At 51.7% G+C, this 20,034-nt stretch carries 18 protein-coding genes, 1 tRNA gene and 1 pseudogene; 12 read left to right on the top strand and 8 right to left on the bottom strand.

Annotated elements, in window-relative coordinates; translation table 11 throughout:
* Positions 1–77 precede the first annotated feature (77 nt).
* From C2M29_RS00205 to C2M29_RS00195, 3 genes are read left to right on the top strand one after another with little or no spacing between them, the layout of a single operon-like run.
* Positions 78–332, top strand: coding sequence for a YkoF family thiamine/hydroxymethylpyrimidine-binding protein (locus C2M29_RS00205; RefSeq protein WP_105188085.1), 255 nt, complete (start codon positions 78–80; stop codon positions 330–332).
* Positions 333–360: 28 nt separating this feature from the next.
* Positions 361–984, top strand: coding sequence for a nicotinamide riboside transporter PnuC (pnuC, locus tag C2M29_RS00200; RefSeq protein ID WP_105187803.1), 624 nt, complete (start codon positions 361–363; stop codon positions 982–984).
* Positions 977–1,762, top strand: a complete 786-nt coding sequence (locus tag C2M29_RS00195) for a phosphotransferase (RefSeq protein ID WP_105187802.1) — start codon at positions 977–979, stop codon at positions 1,760–1,762. The genes pnuC and C2M29_RS00195 overlap by 8 nt, the downstream gene beginning before the upstream one ends.
* On the opposite strand, the gene C2M29_RS00190 is transcribed toward C2M29_RS00195, so the two are convergent.
* Together C2M29_RS00190 and C2M29_RS00185 are read right to left on the bottom strand one after the other, a co-directional pair.
* Positions 1,759–3,294 carry a tetratricopeptide repeat-containing sulfotransferase family protein gene (locus C2M29_RS00190; RefSeq protein ID WP_105187801.1) on the bottom strand — a complete coding sequence of 512 codons (1,536 nt, stop codon included), beginning with the start codon at positions 3,292–3,294 and terminating at the stop codon, positions 1,759–1,761. The two genes, C2M29_RS00195 and C2M29_RS00190, sit on opposite strands and share 4 nt — an antisense overlap.
* A gap of 41 nt (positions 3,295–3,335) precedes the next feature.
* The gene (locus C2M29_RS00185) at positions 3,336–5,771 is read right to left on the bottom strand and encodes a TonB-dependent receptor (protein WP_105187800.1); all 2,436 of its coding nucleotides are present in this window, start codon (positions 5,769–5,771) and stop codon (positions 3,336–3,338) included.
* 673 nt (positions 5,772–6,444) lie between these two features.
* Here C2M29_RS00185 and C2M29_RS00180 point away from each other — a divergent pair.
* The 3 genes from C2M29_RS00180 to C2M29_RS00170 all read left to right on the top strand — a co-directional run bounded on the left by C2M29_RS00180 (position 6,445) and on the right by C2M29_RS00170 (position 9,711).
* A tRNA-Arg gene (locus C2M29_RS00180) sits at positions 6,445–6,519 on the top strand.
* 369 nt (positions 6,520–6,888) lie between these two features.
* On the top strand, positions 6,889–9,411 hold the full coding sequence (locus tag C2M29_RS00175) for a TonB-dependent receptor plug domain-containing protein (protein ID WP_105187799.1): 2,523 nt from the start codon (positions 6,889–6,891) through the stop codon (positions 9,409–9,411).
* Between the two features lie 87 nt (positions 9,412–9,498).
* Positions 9,499–9,711, top strand: coding sequence for a Rho-binding antiterminator (locus tag C2M29_RS00170; RefSeq protein ID WP_105187798.1), 213 nt, complete (start codon positions 9,499–9,501; stop codon positions 9,709–9,711).
* Here C2M29_RS00170 and zntB read toward each other — a convergent pair.
* Positions 9,689–10,681, bottom strand: a complete 993-nt coding sequence (gene zntB / locus C2M29_RS00165) for a zinc transporter ZntB (RefSeq protein WP_105187797.1) — start codon at positions 10,679–10,681, stop codon at positions 9,689–9,691. The two genes, C2M29_RS00170 and zntB, sit on opposite strands and share 23 nt — an antisense overlap.
* A gap of 151 nt (positions 10,682–10,832) precedes the next feature.
* On the opposite strand from zntB, the gene C2M29_RS00160 reads away from it, so the two are divergent.
* The 3 genes and pseudogenes from C2M29_RS00160 (at position 10,833) to C2M29_RS00150 (ending at position 13,219) form a co-directional block, all read left to right on the top strand.
* On the top strand, positions 10,833–11,261 hold the full coding sequence (locus C2M29_RS00160; RefSeq protein ID WP_105187796.1) for an ATP-dependent zinc protease family protein: 429 nt from the start codon (positions 10,833–10,835) through the stop codon (positions 11,259–11,261).
* A gap of 8 nt (positions 11,262–11,269) precedes the next feature.
* Positions 11,270–12,174, top strand: a pseudogene (gene rimK, locus C2M29_RS00155) (30S ribosomal protein S6--L-glutamate ligase).
* Complete coding sequence (locus tag C2M29_RS00150) at positions 12,161–13,219, top strand: succinylglutamate desuccinylase/aspartoacylase family protein (RefSeq protein WP_105187795.1); 1,059 nt, start codon at positions 12,161–12,163, stop codon at positions 13,217–13,219. Before rimK ends, C2M29_RS00150 begins: the two are co-directional and overlap by 14 nt.
* Positions 13,220–13,250: 31 nt before the next feature.
* Here C2M29_RS00150 and C2M29_RS00145 read toward each other — a convergent pair whose 3' ends face one another.
* The 3 genes from C2M29_RS00145 to C2M29_RS00135 form a co-directional block, all read right to left on the bottom strand.
* Entirely contained in the window at positions 13,251–13,805 is a 555-nt protein-coding gene (locus C2M29_RS00145) for a mechanosensitive ion channel domain-containing protein (protein WP_105187794.1), read from the bottom strand.
* Between the two features lie 73 nt (positions 13,806–13,878).
* Positions 13,879–15,540 (bottom strand): POTRA domain-containing protein, encoded by a 1,662-nt coding sequence (locus tag C2M29_RS00140; protein ID WP_105187793.1) that lies wholly within the window; start codon positions 15,538–15,540, stop codon positions 13,879–13,881.
* Between the two features lie 50 nt (positions 15,541–15,590).
* Positions 15,591–15,881, bottom strand: coding sequence for a DUF3630 family protein (locus C2M29_RS00135; protein WP_105187792.1), 291 nt, complete (start codon positions 15,879–15,881; stop codon positions 15,591–15,593).
* A 19-nt stretch (positions 15,882–15,900) separates the two neighbouring features.
* On the opposite strand from C2M29_RS00135, the gene C2M29_RS00130 reads away from it, so the two are divergent.
* Positions 15,901–16,215, top strand: a complete 315-nt coding sequence (locus tag C2M29_RS00130) for a c-type cytochrome (RefSeq protein WP_158684621.1) — start codon at positions 15,901–15,903, stop codon at positions 16,213–16,215.
* Here the strand turns inward: C2M29_RS00130 and recQ are convergent.
* Positions 16,197–18,014: a DNA helicase RecQ gene (gene recQ / locus C2M29_RS00125; RefSeq protein ID WP_105187790.1), complete on the bottom strand. Its 1,818-nt coding sequence runs from the start codon at positions 18,012–18,014 to the stop codon at positions 16,197–16,199. The genes C2M29_RS00130 and recQ overlap by 19 nt on opposite strands.
* Before the next feature lie 130 nt (positions 18,015–18,144).
* Between recQ and C2M29_RS00120 the strand changes: the two genes are divergently transcribed.
* Both C2M29_RS00120 and rarD read left to right on the top strand, forming a co-directional pair.
* A complete protein-coding gene (locus tag C2M29_RS00120; protein ID WP_105187789.1) occupies positions 18,145–18,597 on the top strand; it encodes a thioesterase family protein in 453 nt (150 codons plus the stop codon).
* A gap of 59 nt (positions 18,598–18,656) precedes the next feature.
* Positions 18,657–19,553: an EamA family transporter RarD gene (gene rarD, locus C2M29_RS00115; RefSeq protein ID WP_105187788.1), complete on the top strand. Its 897-nt coding sequence runs from the start codon at positions 18,657–18,659 to the stop codon at positions 19,551–19,553.
* A 98-nt stretch (positions 19,554–19,651) separates the two neighbouring features.
* Here rarD and maoP read toward each other — a convergent pair whose 3' ends face one another.
* Positions 19,652–20,026, bottom strand: a complete 375-nt coding sequence (maoP, locus tag C2M29_RS00110; protein ID WP_105187787.1) for a DUF413 domain-containing protein — start codon at positions 20,024–20,026, stop codon at positions 19,652–19,654.
* Positions 20,027–20,034: the final 8 nt, after the last annotated feature.

Raw genomic sequence — 20,034 nt, 5'->3', positions numbered from 1 at the left:
AAAATTCACGGCGAAATTTTGGCAACGCCCGGGTTCAGGTTACAATAACGGCATTCTTTATTACTAGTGACATGACCATGAAACTGACCGTTGAAATCAGTAAGTACCCGCTGCATCAAGACTATATTCCCTTTATTAAAGATTTTATCGATCGCCTCAATGAGCACAAGGAGCTAAAGGTGATCACCAATACGCTCTCAACCCAGGTTTTTGGTGACTATGATACCGTGATGGCGGTACTGAGCGCCGAGATCAAGCGTTCATACGAGCAATTTGGCAAGGCCATCTTTGTTTGTAAGTTTTTGCACGGCGACCTGTCGCCTCAAGACTAGCACTTAGGAACGCCTTTAGGAACACCTTATGGACGCCTTAAATAGCACCTTATCTGGCTTTGCCGCCATGTCCGCCTGGGAATACGCGGCAGTGGCACTCTCCGTGGCCTATTTGTTGTTGGCCATGCGCGAAAGCCTGTGGTGCTGGCCCGCAGCCTTTTTCAGCACCCTGATCTACACCCTGATGTATTGGCAGGGCGCCTTATTGATGGAATCCCTGCTGCACTTTTATTACATGGGCATGGCTATTTACGGCTGGTGGGCATGGCGCTACGGCAAAGAGCGTAGTCAAAGTCAGGGCATCGTCAGCTATAGCCTGAGCACCCATGCCTGGCTCATTATTGCCACCGCGCTTATCGCCGTAGGCATTGGTTACGTTATGGACAATTACACCCATGCCGATTACGCCTATCTCGATAGTTTAACCACTTGCTTTGCGGTGTTGACCACTTATTTTGTTGCGAAAAAGGTGCTGGAAAACTGGCTATATTGGGTGGTGATCGATGCCGCTTCCATCTATTTGTACCTGGCCAAAGGTTATTATCCGACCGTGGTGTTGTTTGTGTTTTATACCCTGATGGCCGTTGCCGGCTATCTGCGTTGGCGCCAGCAATATCAGCAGAGGGAGCAAGGAGTGCCGGCCTATGCCTGAGTCGGTGGGGCGCGTCCATGCTTTGGTCACGGCGTTTAAAGCCGATGCGGTGATTGACCAAATTACTTTTTTGCCGCAAGGGGTAAGCAACGAAAACTATCGCGTCGATACCGAGCAGGGTACCTGGCTGGTGAAGCTCTATGGCAAGCCGGTCCCCGGTGCCGCCATCGACGCCCAACGTGCTTTGGCTCAACAAGGCGTTTGTCCCGCACCTGTGCATGTGGATAACGACCATCGCTGTGCCATTTTCGCTTATGCACCGGGGCAGATGCCCGGAGATTTCGATGGCGAACAGGCTCTGTTACGGCTGGTGCAAATTCATGGTCTGCCAAGCGGTGGCGCGGCGTTAGACTTGCATGCCGAGCTGGCCGGTTACGCCAATGATCCCTGCTATCGCCCCTACGCCCAGGCGCTGCAAAAGGTAATAGCACTGACGCAGGCTGTAGCCGAAGATTATTGCTTTTGCCATAACGATCTGATCAAAGAGAATATTATTAGCCACCGTGGGCAGTGGCAGTGCATCGACTTTGAATATGCCCAGCATGGTGACCGCTACTTCGATTTAGCCATGTTGACCCTGAGTTTTAAGCTCTCGGCCGCTCAACAACAGTGGCTGTTTAGCAATTATTTTCGCACGGTGAAGCTACAGGGTAATTGGCAGAAATTTAAGGCCATGCAAAAGCTGGTGGCGGCCTTGAACTACTTTTGGTACGTGCGCCACAAGGTGTGCCACCGTATCGATGAAGCCAAGTTAAGCCTGGATGCGCTCATGGCCTAACTCTTATCTACCAAGGCCTCATATTGGCGCTGATAATGGCGCCAAAAGCCAATGGACGCCTTATTGAGTGGGCGGCGAATTTGTAACTTGCTGGCGGTGGCACAGGCGCTGGGCTTGGTATAAAACTGCAAACAGTCGTCCTGCCAGGGTAACTGGCAAAATTCATATAAACGGCGCAGCGCCGGCTCTCCCTCACTGACCAATTGCTCATAGCCTTGCAAAATAACATTCTCCGGATACTTAGCGGCAAAGTGCAGCGCTAAGCGCTCATAATCATCATAAAACGCGGCGATATGGGAAAGTTTAAAGGCATAATGATGGAACGGGCTATGTACCTGGTAGGCCTGACGAAAATTGGCGACACAGGTGTCTTCCTTGGCGCGCAACATCAGCACGATTTTCGCCTGAGGCAGGGCATGGACGATAAAGTCGATGTAGTAAAAGTTAAACGGCAGTTTGTCGCAACCGCGCTCCGTATTCCTCTTTAAGCCCGCATAACGGCCCAAATAATCCTGTGTCAAGGCAGCCAGATCCCCTTTGCTCGCTTGGCTTATGACCTCGGGCGTCAGAACAGCGGCGCTCCTTTGCCCGCTTAGGCGTTTTACCGCCTGAGGGAAGTCCTGCAACTCACCTAAAGACGCTAAGTGTGGACTTTGGCACAATAGCTGGGCCGCCAAGGTGGTGCCCGAACGTGGCATACCGGCCACAAATACGGCCTTAGCATCATTATCTCGCTGCGCTATCAGTTTAGGCGGTGTCGAGATCAGTTGCTGGCAAAAAGCGCTGTGTTTAGCGGCATCAAAATGAATACGTTTGGCCACCGCTTCCTTGCTGTTTGAAAAGGCGTTAAAGGCCTGAGCATAGTCTCCCAGTTGTTCATGCTCTATGGCCTGGGCATGGAACAGGTGTTGGCGGGCGATGGCATTTTGCTCTTGTGCCAGCACAGTGTTTAGTTGTTGTAAATGAGCCTTGGCTTCGCTCCTGGTGCTCTGCTCGGCAAGGGCATAATGGCCACGATAATGATTGGGGGCGAGCTGCAACGCCCTTTGCAGCAGCTCTTTCGCCTCGCTGTTGTGGGCCATAATGTTATGGCTGATGGCGGCGTTGACCAGAATATCGGCGTTATCCGGTGCGCATTGAGCGGCGCGCAGATGATAGTCATGGGCGTTGTGGTAATCGCCGAGACGACTATAGAGGTTGGCCAGGGTGTCCAGTTGACCGGCATCGGTGAGTGACGCTTTATCCAGGGTTTGCAGCGCCTGCTGGCATTCATCGCTGCGTCCAAGCAGGTATAAAAATTTGCCGCGGTTTAGGACATACTCCGGCTGCGCCGAAATCGTCAGTGCCTTGTCCAGGAGTTTAACCGCCTTGGTCAGGTCGCCGGCCTGGGCGTTGACCTCGGCCATCAGTGACCAGGCAAGGTGATCTTCTGGGTTTTGCTGTAACCGAGTGACTAAGTCATTATGAGCCCGGGTGAGCTGCTGCTGGCGTAACAGGTGTTGAATGTGGTGGCGCAAAGTGGAGTGGGTCATATCAATAAAAAAAAGGGGCAACCTTGGTTGCCCCTAGTGTATTACAGCTCGAAGTTATAGGTAAACTTCATGCCTATGGTCCGTGGGGTGGTGATGTAGTGACCATACACCCGTTGCAACTCAGGCAATTCATGGTTTTGGTCTGCGTAGCGGCCCATCCCCGCCCAGGATTTATCACGACGAGTCGAGGTGAAGGCGTACTTGTCGAACAGGTTGTCGACATACAGGGTCGCCGACCACATGTCTCCCGATATTTTCGCGGACAGATTGCTCAGCGCATAGCCCGGCAGTACCTCACCGTCGGCCTTAAGACCTACCTTGGTATAGACATCGCTTTGTGCGGTCAGGCCATAGTTAATGTTCAACAACTTGTCGCCAAACACTTCATTTTCGTAGCTGACCCCAAGTGATGCCTGATGCTCAGGCGAGCCGGGGAGGCGGTCGCCGTCAGCCCCGTCGTAATAAGCCTGGTCCGGCTCATACACATCAAACAGCATAGGGGCATCTTCGGTCAGTTCGGCCTTGGCATAGGCGTAGGTGGCATAGACCGTCCAGTTGTCGCCTAAAAGAGCGCGAGTCGATAACTCGACGCCTTGAGAGCGGGCGGAGCCAGCGTTGGCAGTGATGATCTCCTGACCATTGACCGTGGTCGACTGAATTTGTGCATCGTCCCAATCAACACTAAAGAGCGCGGCATTGAAGTGCAGCTTGTTACGTAACCAGGTTGATTTAATACCTAGCTCATAGTTGGTGGTGGTGTCCGGCTTATAGGCCATTTCATTGGGCAGGGCACAGATGATTTGCTGATCTGGCAATTGCTCCGGGCAAGACTCCAGGCCATTACTGCCGCCGATACGAAAACCTTCGCTGATGGTGAAATAGGTGACCAAACCATTGTCAAAGGTGTAGTTGGCGTTGAACTTAAACAGGCTGCCGTCATCTTCGGCACTGCTTGGTTCCAGGTCGACATCCGCTCGCGAGGCATAGAATACATCATCCCAGGCATCGAATAAGGGCGTGGCCGAACCGGATTTGGAGTCGATTTCATACTCGTAAAAACGTGCGCCCAGGGTGATGTTAAACTGATCGGTAAAGGCATAGCCCACCTCACCAAACAAGGCTTTTTCCGTGGTATCTGACTCGGTGATAGCAATGTACTCTAAGTCCGGTTCGATATTGGGAATGTCGCTGCCATAGTCGAAGTTATCGAAGCCCGGGGCATATTCCCTGTCGTCCGATTTGCTTTCAAACTTGTTGTAGTAAGCGCCAACAATCCAGTTCCAGGGTCCATCATGGCTGGAAACCAGGCGCAGCTCCTGGGTAAAGCTGTCTTGCTCACTGGTGTCCTTGGTGTAATCGACAAAGGCCGGGAAGTTGGCGTAGCCGGTCCAGATATCGTAAAGCAGATCGGTTTGATCGCGCTGACCTTCTTGTTCATAGCTCGACCAGCCCGAGGCCGAAACCAGCTCGGCAAAGCCTAAATCGGCTTTTAGCTCCAGGCTAAGCAATTCATCTTCTTGCTCATTGGGCTCTTCAACACGGTAGGCTGAGTCGTATTTGCCGACCAAGTCGTGAATGGGGTTATCCGGGCTGATGCTGCCGTACTGGGTGATCGAATTGCCGCCGTGTTCCTGCTTTTGATAGAAGTAGTTGAGGGTGCCCTCAAAGACATCATTGGGTGCCCAGCGCAGTGACAGGCGCGCCGTGGTAATGTCTTCATCATTGGCATCTTTGACCTGCTTAAGGTTGGCCTTCACCTCGTCGGCATTGTTCCAGTCCGGGTCGGGCAGGGATACGCCCGGCTCACGCACGACAAAGTTGTAATCCATATAACCCGGGTTGTGGTAATAGTTTACGCTGGCACGGACCGCCAGTTCGTCCTCGATGATAGGGGTATTAAATACAAAACCCGCTTCGCCGCCGGTGCCATCGCTTTGTGACAGAGTGAACAGGTCGCCGCTGATTTGCCCTTCAGTGATATCCAGTACCGGCGCCTTAAGCATATATCGAATGGCGCCGCCTAGCGTACCGGCACCGTACAGGGTGCCTTGTGGGCCGATCAGCACCTCGACGCGCTCAACGTCGGTGAGGCGTAAATTGATATTAAGGGGGATCTCACCCAAATAAGTGGCCACGGTGCCGCTGTCGGATGCACGCTCCGACGAGTTGGTGTTCAAACCGCGCACGATAATCGGCGAGCCTTCACGTCCGCCCTGATCGGTAATGGTCAGGCCCGGTACCCAGCGCGCGACGTCTTCGAGCTGAGCAATATTTTGATCTTTCATCACGTCGGCATCCATGGCGGTGATGTTGAGCGGCGCTTCTTGCGCCGAACCGCTGCGACGAGTCGCGGTAATTTGAATGACTTCCAATGCCTTTTCTTGCTTGATTTCGCTGTTGGCTTGCTCGGCGTTGGCGTAGCCACATAAGCAGCCGGCAATGGCCGTAGCCAGTAATGTTGGCTTAAATTTACCCATGTTGTATTACCCTGTGAATTTGATATAGCAATGCAATCTGCCATTCAATAAAAAGCACGTTAACAATAATTAAACAACCCCCTAAAAGAGGGACGGAAATTAATATTCAGTCATTGCGCTTTTTTATTCTCTATTTGCCAAGTTGCGTGCATTTTTGTGCAAAAATATTCGCTATTTTTTTGCGTGATATTGCTCTAAATGCGGGCTTACCATGTACCAGAGGAATTTCTACATTTTCCATCCAGCCGGGCTTTTTGACTCGAAAATAAAGATAAATTGAATTTAAATGCAATTATAGGGAATTTAAATTCAATTTATAGGTTTTTGTAGTCAATATATTGTGGTTATTTTGTTGTTTTTTTGTAGCTGCTCTGGTCTGGTGCATAAAAATGCTGGAAGTGCGTTGCTGCATCATGAATAACTTGTTGTTTTTGTGGCAATAATGCTTTTTGTCTACGCTTTTTATCCCGGGTTTTGAACAACAGGACAGCGCGCAAAAAGCAAGGCGGGGGGCTCCCCTTGTATAAGTCTGAAATTTCCGCCGATAAACTGGACGAGTCGACTCTTTGTCACTGAATAAATTATCGCCATCCGATTAGCGGGGGCTGGTATTTCCCAAGGGATGCCATTACTATAGGCGCAGTTGGCGCTATCCCATGCTGCTGACTCAGCTGCTCTCGTGGTGAAATGGATATCACGTGGCCCTCCGGAGGCCAAGTTCTAGGTTCGATCCCTAGCGAGAGCGCCATTACTGGCCAATCAGTAAGTTATACTTTTATTCCTTTATCTCGCTCTACTCTTTATCTGGCTATTTTTGCCGTCTATACATTGCCTCCCTCCGGCTAGACGTTAACGCCTAGTGGGCTGTGTTGTCGTTAATCCCTTAAAAATATTTTCCTATCCTCGCCCTGAATGTGTCTATAAAACAGGCAGTAAGATGTGTTTCCTTGCACGATTTTAGCGCCGGGTTAGCACCTTGTTTACGTCTGAAACAGTCTGTTATTGAGTACTCATTTCGGTGAATAAGTTAGTTTATTTTGCTATTTGCTGTTACTAAAATGGCTACGTATGATTGCCCCCTTTTTTATCACCTAGTTCCAGTATTCAGGGGGTCTTCATGACAATTACAACCAATTACCTGGCTTTAAGCCTGGCTATCGCATCGGCATTGGGCAGTGCGCCAAGTCTTGCTGCTACGGCGCAAAACGACAGCGCGGCGGAGCAAGATATGGAAGTGATTGCCGTGACCGGTACTCGCCGCAGCCTACGTAGCCTGGGAGAGAGCACGGTGCCCGTCGATGTGATCACCAGTGCTGATATGACCAGCACCGGTCAGTTAGAGATCAGCCAGGTGTTGGCCGCCCAAGTGCCGAGTTTTAATTACCCCAGCGCTACCCTAGCCGATGGCACAGATCATGCCCGCCCTGCTGTATTGCGCGGTTTGGCACCGGATCACACCCTGGTATTGGTAAATGGTAAGCGCCGTCATGCCGGTGCCCTGTTAAGTCTAGGTGGCGTAGTGGGTCGTGGCTCGACCGCGGTGGATTTGAATATGATCCCCGTTGCCGCTATTAAGCGCGTGGAAGTGCTGCGTGATGGTGCCGCCGCCCAATACGGCTCAGACGCCATAGCCGGGGTGATCAATATAGTGCTAAAGGACGCCGATGAAGGCGGTAGCATCAGCGCCACTTACGGCGAGTACGATACGCAAATGGCCGGTGCACCTCAGCTGAAGCGTGCTTATGCCGACAACAATGGCGACCTGGCCTTTGAAACCGGTGATGACCGTCGTATCAACGACGGCGCCAACCGTACCTTCAGTGCCAATACGGGTTTAGCCTTGGGCGATGAGGGCTTTGTTAACATCGCCCTGGAGTACCGTGACCATGAGCCAACCCTGCGCTCCGGCTTTGATCCCCGCGAACAATATGCCCGCCTTGACGATGGCAGCCTGGATCCGCGCGAATTTACCATTGACCGTTATAACCACCGCTTCGGTAAGGCAGCGCTGGAAGATGTCGCCCTGTTTATCAATAGCGGTTATGAGTTGGGTCAGGGTTATCGCTTGTATGCCTTCGGCAGCTACTCCGAGCGTGAAGGTAACTCCGGCGGTTTTTATCGCCGAGCCAAAGACAGCCGTAATGTGATCGCGCTTTATCCCGATGGTTTCTTGCCGCAAATTGATACCCAGGTAGAGGACTATGCCTTAGCCCTTGGGGTGGAAGGGGAAAGCGGCGACTGGAACTGGGATATCAGCACCAACTATGGCCGCAATGATTTTGCCTTCGGTGTCAGTAACAGCCTAAATACCTCGCTAGGTGTTAATAGCCCGCGCGAGTTCGATAATGGCGCCCTGGTATATGACCAATGGTTGGTCAACGCCGATGCCAGCACCGTGCTTGACCTGGGTTTAAACGATGATGTGTTTTTCACTATCGGTGCCGAGTACCGTCGTGAGGGCTATCAAATCGAGCCTGGTGAAGAGGCCTCCTATATTACCGCCGTCGATAGTAATGGCGCTCCGTTAGGAGCCGGTGGTGCCCAGGTATTGTCTGGTTTTAGCCCTGCCAGTGTCACCGATGAAAGTCGCTACAATATGGCGCTGTTTGCGGAATTCGATACCTATCTCAACGAGGATTGGAACCTGGTTTTGGCCGGGCGTCTGGAAGACTACAGTGATTTCGGCAGCACCTTTACGGCGAAACTGGCAAGCCGTTACAGCGTCAGTGAAAATCTGAGCCTGCGCGGTGCCATCAGCAGCGGTTTCCGTGCGCCATCTTTGGCACAAAGCTCGTACCGCCAGATCTCTACCGTGTTGGAAAACAATCAGCCATTTGAGGTCGGTCTATTCCCTGCCGATACCGCCGCGGCACAGGCTTTGGGAGCTGAGCCACTGGAGGCCGAAGAGTCAGTCAATATCACCGCCGGCTTTATCTATAATAGTGGTGCTTTCAGCCTGACCCTGGATGCCTACCGCATCGATATCGACGACCGCATCGTGCTGTCGGAAAACTTAGAGGGCGACGAAGTGGCGGCGATTCTCGCGGCGGCCGGAGAGGCCCATGTCGAGAGCGTACGTTATTTCACCAACGCCATAGATTCGCGCACTCAGGGCGTGGATATTGTTGCCACCTACCAGCTTGATTTAGCCACCTGGGGCGATATGCGCTTAAGCGCCGCCGGCAACCTTAACGACACCGAGATCACCGCCGTTAAAGATAACCCGGCGGAGTTGGATTCATTGGGCGAGAGCTATCAGTTGTTTGCTCGTCGTGAAATCGGTCGTTTTGAACAGGGTACACCGGATAGCAAGCTAAACCTGACGGCGATTTGGAACCTGGGCAAGTGGCAAACCACGGTGCGAGTGACCCGTTACGGCGAGGTGGCGGATATTTCCTCACAACCAGAGCGTGACGAATACCTGGATGCTAAATGGCTGACCGACCTGGAAGTGGCGTATCATCCCGATGCCAGTTGGAAGCTGGCCATCGGCGCCAATAACCTGTTCGATCAATACCCGCAGGCGACGGTGGACAATGTGGGCCAGTCTGATTTTAACCAGATTTTCCCGTACACGCCTTTTGCACCATACAGCCTGGATGGGCGCTTTATCTACGGTAATATCACCTACAGTTTTTAGTGCATTATTAAGGGGCTCAATGAGCCCCTTTTATTAGCCGCTGTGCTATAAGAAAAGAGTTCGCTGGTGTGAAAGAAGGAGAAGCCGATGGCCTATATGCCAATTTCCTGTGAGCAGCATGATCAAATTGAGATTTATTGCATGCGCCATAATGAAGTGTCGGTGACCTTGCACAGCGGTGAGCAGTTTTGTGCTCGAGCCGAAGATGTGGGTATCGTCAGTGGCCAAGGGGAGTGGCTGCATTTTAGCAACCACGCCAGTGTGCGCCTGGATCAGATCAAAGCCATTTCTTTAGCTTAAAATATACGGCTATCAAGGCGGTCAGAGCCACCAGGGCGATGACGAAAATGGCAAAAGCGGCATCGGACTCGGTACCCGGGATACCGCCGATATTGACCCCTAACAGGCCGGTTAAAAAGCCCAAAGGCAAGAACAGCGCGGCCACCACGGACATTACATACATGCGTTTATTGAGCTGGTCGGAAACCTGACTGGCGACCTCTTGTTGAATGATCTGCGCCCGCTCAATATTCATATCCAGCTCTTCTAAATAACGCACCAGGTGGTTGATGGTCTCGCTAATGCGCGAGCGATCCTCATCTTCTAACCAGCTTGGCGGTTGTGTTAACAGGCCGCGCAGAGCGTCTTTTTGTGGGCGAATATAACGCTTTAGACCTATTGTCTGCCTGCGCACCTGAGACAAGGCATTATGGTCATAAGGCTGGCTGCTATCGACCTGCTCCTCAAACTGGTCGAGCTTGTCTTCAAGCTCGTCGATGACGTCCTGCATCCGCGATGTGAGGTTTTCGCTGAGTTGGCAAATAAGTGATGACGCATCCTTGGGTCCATCGCCAGCGCGCAGTGAGTCGGCTAAGGCGCCCACCGAAAGCAGGCGGCGGTGACGGGTGGAAACGATCAGTTGGTCGCTAACATAAAGGCGAATCGACACCATGTCGTCCGGCGTTTGTGCCGGGTTCAGATTCACCCCACGTAAAAACATCAGCGTGCCTTGGCCGTCGGTCACCAGGCGTGGACGAGTCTCCTCGGCCAGCAAGGATTGGTAGGCAAACTCGCTTAAATTAACGCGCTCAAGATAATCGCGGGCTTCATCAAAGCAATAGTCGAGGTGCAGCCACAGTAAGCCGTCGGTTTTTTGCCAAGCGCTAATTTGTTCTTTATTTGTCAATTCCTTACTGACACCGCCTTGGCCGTCGAGCACTAGGGCATGGATTAATGCACTCATTGAGAATTCGCTTTTTGTTGTCGCCATTTTCTTCTATCCTTGACTACAACATCGTGAAGATCAATTAATTATATTAATCGACGCGAGTAAATTAATTCACTGTTCTTTAAGGTGAATTGCCGTATAAAGCGGATCTTTAACAACTTGCTCCCGTCGGAGCACTGAGCTGGTAGCCATTATGGAAAACAGAATTTTAGTCGGTTGGCGCGAGTGGGTTGCGTTGCCTGAGTTAGGGATCAAGCAGATCAAAGCCAAGGTAGATACCGGAGCCCGCACATCTTGTATTCACGCGTTTAAGGTTGAACCTTATATGCAGGATGGCGAAAAATGGGTGCGTTTTTGGGTGCACCCGAATCAAGATGATGTCGAAACCGAAATTCAATGCCAAGCTAAAGTAAAAGATGAGCGTACCGTCACCGATTCTGGTGGTCATAGCGAAATGCGTTATGTGATTGAAACCTTGTTGAGTATCGATGGCCAACAATGGCCGATGGAGGCAACACTGACCAACCGCGATACCATGAAGTTTCGCATGCTACTAGGGCGCACCGCTATGGTGGGCCGCATTGTGGTTGACCCTGAGCTCTCACACCAAACAAAGTTATAAGGATAACTATGAAAATTGGTATTTTATCGCGCAACAAAAACCTGTACTCCACTCGCCGTCTAATCGAAGCGGCAGAGAAGCGTGGTCATGAGGTGCAGGTGTTGGATGCGCTGCGTTGTTATATGAACATTAACTCGCAGGAGCCAGAAATTCATTATAAGGGCGAAAAGCTTGAGGGCTTTAACGCCATTATCCCGCGAATTGGCGCCTCGGTGACCTTTTATGGTTGCTCGGTGTTACGTCAGTTTGAAATGATGGGCGTGTATCCGGTCAATGAGTCGGTTGCCATCACCCGTTCGCGCGATAAGTTGCGGTCATTGCAACTACTGTCACGTAAAGGCATCGGCATGCCGGTCACCGGGTTTGCGTCAAAGCCCGATGATGTAAAAGACCTGTTGGAAATGGTTGGCGGTGCTCCCGTGGTGATCAAGTTGCTTGAGGGCACCCAGGGCATGGCGTGGTGCTTGCGGAAACCCGTAAGGCGGCGGAGAGCGTGATCGAGGCCTTTATGGGCTTAAAAGCCAACATCATGGTACAGGAATACATTAAGGAAGCCGGTGGCGCCGATATTCGTTGTTTCGTGATTGGCGATAGAGTTATTGCGGCCATGAAGCGTCAGGCGCAAGAAGGCGAATTCCGCTCTAACCTGCATCGTGGCGGCAGTGCCAGCCTAGTTCGCATTACCCCGGAAGAGCGTAAAACCGCGGTGGCGGCGGCCAAGGCCATGGGCTTGAACGTCGCCGGTGTTGACCTGCTGCGCTCGGAGCGCGGCCCCTTGGTGATGGAAGTAAACTCTTCTCCGGGTTTAGAAGGCATCGAAGTTGCGACCGGCAAGGACATTGCCAGTATGATCATTCAATTTATTGAAAAGAACGCGAAAGAGAAAAGGACCAGAACCCGTGGCAAGGGCTAAGAAAAATACGCCATTTACCATGTTAGGGGAGCAGGTTGCTCCCGGAGAGCGCCGCGTCTTTGAACTAGAGGCGGCCAAGTTGTACACCCACTCGCCCCTGACCATTAGTCTTGAGGTGGTCAACGGCGTTGAACCTGGGCCCACGCTGTTGGTTTGTGCTGCCATTCACGGCGATGAGCTCAATGGTGTGGAAATCGTGCGGCAAACCCTGGCCAAGGTGGATGCCGCTAAGTTGCGTGGCACCCTGATCGCTGTGCCCGTGGTTAATGTGTTTGGCTTTATTCATAAGTCCCGTTATTTGCCGGACAGGCGTGATTTAAATCGCAGCTTTCCCGGCTCGATACGAGGCTCGGTAGCCGGGCGCATGGCCAACACCTTTTTTAACGAGGTGGCAGTGCACTGCAGTCATATTATCGATCTGCATACCGGTGCCATTCACCGTACCAATTTGCCGCAAATTCGTGCCGACTTGAGCAATGATGAAACCGCGAAGATAGCCAACGCCTTTGGTACGCCAGCGGTGATCAATGCCTCTTTGCGTAATGGTTCGCTGCGCTCCGAAGCGGCGGCACGCGGGATTCCAGTGATCACCTATGAAGCCGGCGAGGCGCTGCGCTTTGACCCCATTGCCATTGCCGCCGGCGTGCAAGGGGTGGAAAACGTTATGCGTAAACTGCGTATGATGCGTGGCAAGCGGGTGCGCAAACAGGCCGAGCCGGTTATTGCTTCGGCCACTAGTTGGATCCGTGCGGAAACCGATGGCATTATTCGTGCCCAGGTCTCTTTGGGTGAGCGTGTGCGTCAGGGTCAGGTATTGGCCTATATCAATAGCCCGCTCGGCGATACCGAGTGTGCCGTAGTGGCTCCGCGCAGCGGTATCGTTATTGGCCAGCAAACCCTGCCACTGGTGAACGAAGGGGATGCGGTGTTTCATTTGGCCTATTTTGCCCATGCTAACTCCATCGTTGAGCAGCAACTGGAAACGTTTATCGATGAGATAAGCTACATGGACGACGAGCTTAAAACCGCGGAGCTCAATAACTAATAACCGCATAAAAATAAGCGCCTATGGGCGCTTATTTTTTTGGTCCAAGTATTTTACGTATCGGCTTGGCTTTTTGTGGCGGCTTGTTCAGCACCATGACCGGACGGGTAACAAAAAGGTTATTAGGGTAGAGCACCTTATGGCCGTCGACATGCTCAAGCACCACATTCATGAACCCCATTTCGATAATGCGGCCTTCGACAAAATTGGCGCCGTCGATCACCTTGACCCAGTAGCCTACGCGGCAGTCGTTTTGCGCAAACATTAATAAGAATGAGGTTAGGTTAGACAGCAGAGACCAACCGGCAAACAAGGCAACGCCAAGCATGGCAAATAGGCTGGAACCCAATACCAGCAGGCCGCGTAATTCTATGCCCCAAAAGACCAGTAGCACACAGCTCAACACTATGGCCAGCAAGACTTTAAGCAGCAATTGCGCCCGCTGTTTGCGATGCGGATCGACGCGCCCATGGATGGTTTTTTCGAATATTTTTTGCTGTAAACGTACCAAGAGGGGGAAGAGCAGCAGCACTCCCAGGGTGATGATCCATTTATAGTTTTGGCTGACTAATTCCAGTAGCGACACCGTTTTTTCCTACAAAATAAAGGAAGCAATAAAAGCAGCTATATAGCATGGAATATCGGCACAACAAAGGATGTTAGAAAGATTTTTTTACGCTGACCAGCCACTGTAACGGGTCAACATCATCGCTGCGGTTGATAGGGCGGGCCACATCCAGGTGGATCACAGCGCCGGCATTGGCGCGACTAGGGGCCAGGCGTAAGCCAAAGCCAATGTTATGATGAAAATGGGCATTTTCCTGGTTGTCATGGAACCAGGCCTGACCGGCATCATAAAACAAGGCGCCACCGACGCTAAATAATTGCCAAAGGTTATATTGCCAGTAATAGCGTTTTTCGACACTAAACAGCGCGCGCCTGTCGCCGAGTTGGTAATGATGCGGATAGCCGCGCAGGCCGGTGTCGCCGCCAAGGGGAAGCTGCTGATCTGCGGTCAACCCTTCGGCGGCGTCTACCTGTCCCTTCACATACCAGGACTGGGCATCGTCACTGTTATACAGGTATTCGGCGTGAGCGCCGAAGAAGAGATTTTCCGCCTCAAAATCTTGCTCGTGGATAGTGCCATCTATGCCTAGCGACCAACGCCATAAGCTTCGTTGGCTGATATAGTGGCTACGGTGGACATTGAGCTTAAGTATATAACGACTGGCATCGTCGCTTAAGGTACTCGGCGAGTAGCCGAATTGAGCATGGATCTGCCAGCCCAGATTAAGGTCTTCGGTGCGGCTAATGGTGTCGATATTATGGACTTTCACAAAATCGTCCTCCAGCCAGGTGATGTCGATATAGGGGTAAGACAGGGTGCGCTCTTTGGCAATGGGTAAATTGGTTTGTGGAAGCTCGTAAAAGCGCTCGTTTTGGTAACGGTAGCCCAGGCGGATGCGCTGGGTCCAATGCTCCGCCGGGCGCCGGGCGATACCGAAAAATACCTCACTGATACTGGTATCCTGAGAAAACTCGCTGATCGTTTCCCCCTTGTTATAGAGCTTTTCATCGCGGCGATTACCGCCGTTAGCAAAGCCGTAGCTATAGGGCGTGTCGAGAGAGTAGAAAGGGTAACTCAGGGCCAGCCAATGGCGCTCGCCATCGCTGTTGTCAGCGTATTCGAGACGACCCCGATAACGGCTGCCGAAGACATTGGGATCGGCATAGGTAAACTCGTAGCCGCTGCGGTCATCATCATTGGTGCGAACCAAGGATAGGTGTTTACCCCAGCCTAAAAAGTTGCCGTCGCGAAAGCCGAAGGTGGAGCGGTTTTCACCGCCACTGCGGCTAAAGCTGATCTCCGGCAGTAAGGTCCAAAGTTCGCGGGTGGTGATCACCACATCGATATAGTCTTCACAGCGCTCGCTCGCACTGATTTGGGCATCGTACAAATAGCCTTGCTGGCGCAGCAGGCGCTCTGACTCCTTTAGTAACTCTGGGTCATATGGGTCGCCTTCGCTAAACAGCAGAATGTTTTTCATTACCTGAGGCTCGGTCATGATGTGCATGGTATTGGCAAGGCGAAACAGCCAGTTGTCTTCGCTGGGTAGATCGGTGTTGAAAATATTGTTTTGGATAAAGCGAATATGGCCTATCTGGCGTGTGCCGTCGGCTTTGGGGAGTGGCTGCTTATCGGCGAGTTGTCGCGATAGCAACTGGTCTGGATCATTCTCTAGATGCTCGCTGTTGCACTGCGCCAGAGCCTGCCCTTGCGCCGCCAACAAGATCCCTAAAGTCACTACCAGCCGCTTCATTTAACACACTATTTTTTATTTCCCGTCATTTTAGTCTACTGCACAATGTGTCAACTTGCGCTTAAATAATGTGTTAATTTTTCAAGGAGCAGCTCAGACTCGGCGCCGCTGGCGGCGATCCACAGACTATCGCCATAATGCTCAAAGTGCAGTTCAAAAGGGCAATTGCAATAATGAAAACGCAGCATATGACGGTCCGCACCCTGAGAAAATTCACCTATGCTAATCTCGTCCTGATGCAGGAAAATACGTCCCCAAAAATCGAATTCATCGGCTTCAGGCATTACGTCGGGATTAATGATGATCACCAGGTGATCTCGGTCTAGACTTAGAGTGGTCACTTTCTTACTCTCTATGTATATGAAATATAATTACTTCATCATTATTTTATTGCTGGCCTTTGAGGTCAATGCCGAGTCTTTAGCGGCCCGTTGCCAAGGTTGTCATGGCCTCGACGGTATCGCCCGTAATGCCTCAACGCCGCACTTGAAGGGTCAGAATATTGCTTATTTACGCCAGCAGTTACTGGATTATCGAGCGCGCAAGCGCCGTCACGCACTGATGTCGGCCATGGCCGCATCGTTAACCGAGCAGCAAATAGATAAGCTGGCCAAGTTTTACGGCCAGCCTCATACTCAGGGCGCGCAACAAGCGGACTATTCAGCCGATAAATAGTTGCGAATTAAGGTCATAAAGGCGCCACCATATTTAGTTAACTTGCTAAAACCAACTCCGGAAACCTTTAAAAACTCGGTGTCATTGGTGGGCATCAACTGGGCCATTTCCGCCAGCGTTTTATCGTTAAAAACCACATAGGGCGGCACATCGTCTTCATCGGCGAGCTGTTTACGTAAGGCGCGCAATTTGGCGAACAGCTTCTTGTCATAGTTAAACTGCGCCAACTTATCCTGGTACACGTGTTTAGCCTGTAAACGCGGCTCTGCCAGCTGCAACTGATACTCGCCTTTGAGTACCGGCCGCGCTGCCTCGGTCAGGCAGAGCACCGAGCCCTGACTAATATCCTGATGCAATAAGCCTTGGTGCACCAACTGACGCAAGATACTGAGCCAGTATTCACTACTGTGTTCCTTACCAATGCCATAGGTGCTCAAGGTGTGATGATTTAAATCGCGAATGCGCTGGGTATTGGCGCCGCGCAGTAATTCGACAATATAGCCTAAGCCAAATTTCTGACCGGCCCGATAGACGCAGGACAGCGCCTGCTGTGCGACTAAGGTGCCGTCGAAGCGTTGTGGCGGATTGAGGCAAATATCGCAGTTGCCACAGGCTTCGCGTTGATACTCGCTAAAGTAATTAAGCAGAATTTGTCGGCGACAGGTTTGCGCCTGAGCAAAGCTGGCCATGGCATTAAAGCGCTGCTCTTCGACCCGGCGTCTTTGTTCGTCTTCGATATCCTCGAAAAAGCGTCGTACCCTTGGGACATCGGCGGGGTCGAAGTACATAATGGCTTCGGCGGCTAAACCGTCACGGCCGGCACGACCGGTTTCCTGGTAGTAGGACTCGATATTCTTAGGGATATCGTAATGCACCACAAAGCGCACATTGAGTTTATTGATGCCCATGCCGAAGGCGACAGTAGCGACCACGATTTGAATATCGTCCTTAGCAAAGGCGTTATGCACAAAATGGCGGGATTCGTTACTCATGCCGGCATGGTAGGCGGCAACGTTAAGGCCCGACTCGCTGAGCTTTTGCGCCAGGTCATCGACCCGTTTGCGGCTGGTGCAATAAATAATGCCACTTTGCCCGCTTTGGGTGCGCAGATAACGCAATAACTGGGCAAAAGGCTTAAACTTTTCTTCCAGGGTGTAGCGAATGTTGGGTCTGTCGAAACTGCCGATATGGATATAGGGAGAGGCCAGCCCCAACTGATTAACGATATCAACCCGGGTAGCGCTGTCGGCGGTGGCCGTCAGCGCCATCATGGGCACCTGGGCGAAGCGCTGCTTCAGCTCGCTTAAGCGGAAATAGTGAGGGCGAAAATCATGACCCCAATGGGAGACACAGTGGGCCTCATCGACGGCGATTAAGCTTAATTGCAAATAACTCAAGCGCTCGAGAAACTCGTATTGCAGCGCCTTTTCCGGTGCCACATACAAAAGCTTTAGCTCGCCATCATGGAGTTGTTGGTAAACCAACTGCTGCTCTTCACGGCTTAGGGAGTTATTAATATACGCGGCCTTAACGCCCTGGGTGTTGAGCTGAGTCACCTGATCCTGCATCAGTGAAATCAAGGGCGAGATCACCAGGGTGAGCCCCGGCAATAACATGGCCGGTACTTGATAACAGAGGGATTTGCCACCGCCAGTGGGCATCAGAACTAACGCGTCCTGGGCCGCCAGCACGGCGTTTATCACCTGCTGCTGACCATCACGGAATTGGCTATAACCAAAGACCTGCTGCAGAATTTGCTCGGGTGTTGGCTCGTTGAATAATGCGGATACAGTGCTCATGGCGAGCTATTTTAGAGCGTTTTATTGACCTTGTCTGTAGCCGCCGTATGAAAGCCGATAACTTTGCTTAAAAACTAATCTCGCGCTAGGATGAGCTCATCTTACCAGTATGGTCTACTTAGAGAATGTCATGGATAAATCCTTTGCCTATAAACAATTAGCCCTGCTTTTTTCGCAAATGCCATTTAACCAGTTACTGGGCATAGAGATCACTCACCTTGATAGCGAGTCGGCACGCATCCATATGCCATGGCGAGATGAACTTATTGGTAATCCCCATCAGCGTATCTTACACGGCGGCGTGATCTCCAGCTTGTTAGACACGGTCGGCGGGTTGCTGGCGGCTGCATCCGTGGTGGATAAGCTTGATGGTGAGCCAATAGCTAGTTTGAAAAACCGATTGGCCACCTTGGGTACCATAGATCTGCGCAGCGACTATTTACGCCCGGGCAAGGGCGAGCACTTTAGCGCCAGCGCCGTGTTGATCCGCTCCGGCAACAAGGTGTGCGTCTGTCGGATGGAATTGCACAACGAAGCGGGGGTACAAATTGCTTATGGTACCGGTACTTATTTAGTCGGATAGTGCTAGCTCTGCGCCGAGTGGGGGCGTAAAATACCCTTTTTAGTCAGTATGGTCCCCCTATGTCATCCGATCCCGAACAAAAAAAGGGCATGCTCTTTGCCGCATTAGCCTTTGTTATGTGGGGTTTTGCCCCGGTCTATTTTAAACAGTTGTTAGAGGTGCCGGCGCTGGAAATATTAGCGCATCGCATCATTTGGTCTGTGCTGTTTTTGATGGTGATCGTCGCACTGGTAAAGAAGTGGCACAAGGTGCAGGCAATCATAGCTCGGCCTAAATACCTGGGCATGCTGCTGCTCAGCGCCTCGCTATTGGGATTCAACTGGTGGCTGTTTATCTGGGCGGTCAACAATGACCATATGCTCGATGCCAGCCTGGGCTACTATATTAACCCCTTACTCAATGTGCTGCTTGGGGTGACGTTTTTAGGCGAGCGTTTACGCCGTTGGCAATTGGTCGCCGTAGCACTGGCGGTTTCCGGTGTGTTGATCCAGGTGCTGAGCTTCGGTTCCTTCCCCGTGGTGGCTTTTGCGTTGGCGGGTTCGTTTGCCATCTATGGCTTGATCCGTAAAAAGATGCCGGTGGAATCCTTGCCCGGTTTGCTGTTGGAGGCGCTGATCTTATTACCGGCGGCACTGATCTATTGGTATTTAATGACCCCGACTGCGAGCTCGGATATGACCAGTAACGACTGGTCGCTGAATCTACTGCTGATCAGTGCCGGCGTGGTTACAACCCTGCCGCTGTTGTGCTTTACCGCCGCCGCCAAGCGTCTGCAATACACCACCATAGGCTTTTTTCAATATATAGGTCCGAGCCTGATGTTTATGTTAGCGGTGCTATTCTATGGTGAAGTGTTTGATATGGAACGCATCGTTACCTTTGCCTGCATCTGGGTTGCGCTGGCGATTTTCAGCTATGATTCATGGCGTTTTAGCCGCCGTCGTTTAGCCGTATAAGACCCCGACGCAACGGCCAGGGCATGCAATCAGCGCCCTGGCACACATCGCGAGGCTGTGTTCCTTAACCGTGAGTTTCGAGCAAAAAAAACCTGGAATTAATCCAGGTCATCCGCATCGGTCTCAACTTCCACCTCAGGCGCATCATAGCTGCGCTTGCGACCAAACAAGGTAAAGAATCTTGCTTTGCTGGTGGTGAGCTTAAGGTATTTAATCCAGGCTTTTTCAATCGGGTTGATCGGGGTGGATAGCCCGGTCGTCGCCGCGACGAAATGCGCTTGGGTATCGTTGCTAGGTTCGATGGTTTTTTCTTGCAACGCTTTTAATAAACGACCATGCTGTTCGAGGATTTCTGACTCGAGCAAGGTGAAGTTACCACTGCGACTAAAGCCACGAGGAAACTTTTCGTCGTTATAAAATTTATGATCACAAGGGAACGCTTTGCGTAACTCGACAAGTTGATTGGCCGTCATAGCAGACT

The organism is Pseudoalteromonas sp. T1lg48 (genome assembly GCF_002964785.1).
GTDB lineage: Bacteria > Pseudomonadota > Gammaproteobacteria > Enterobacterales > Alteromonadaceae > Pseudoalteromonas.
The sequence above is the reverse complement of the archived record's forward strand: the minus strand, read 5'-3'. Positions and strand labels throughout refer to the sequence as shown.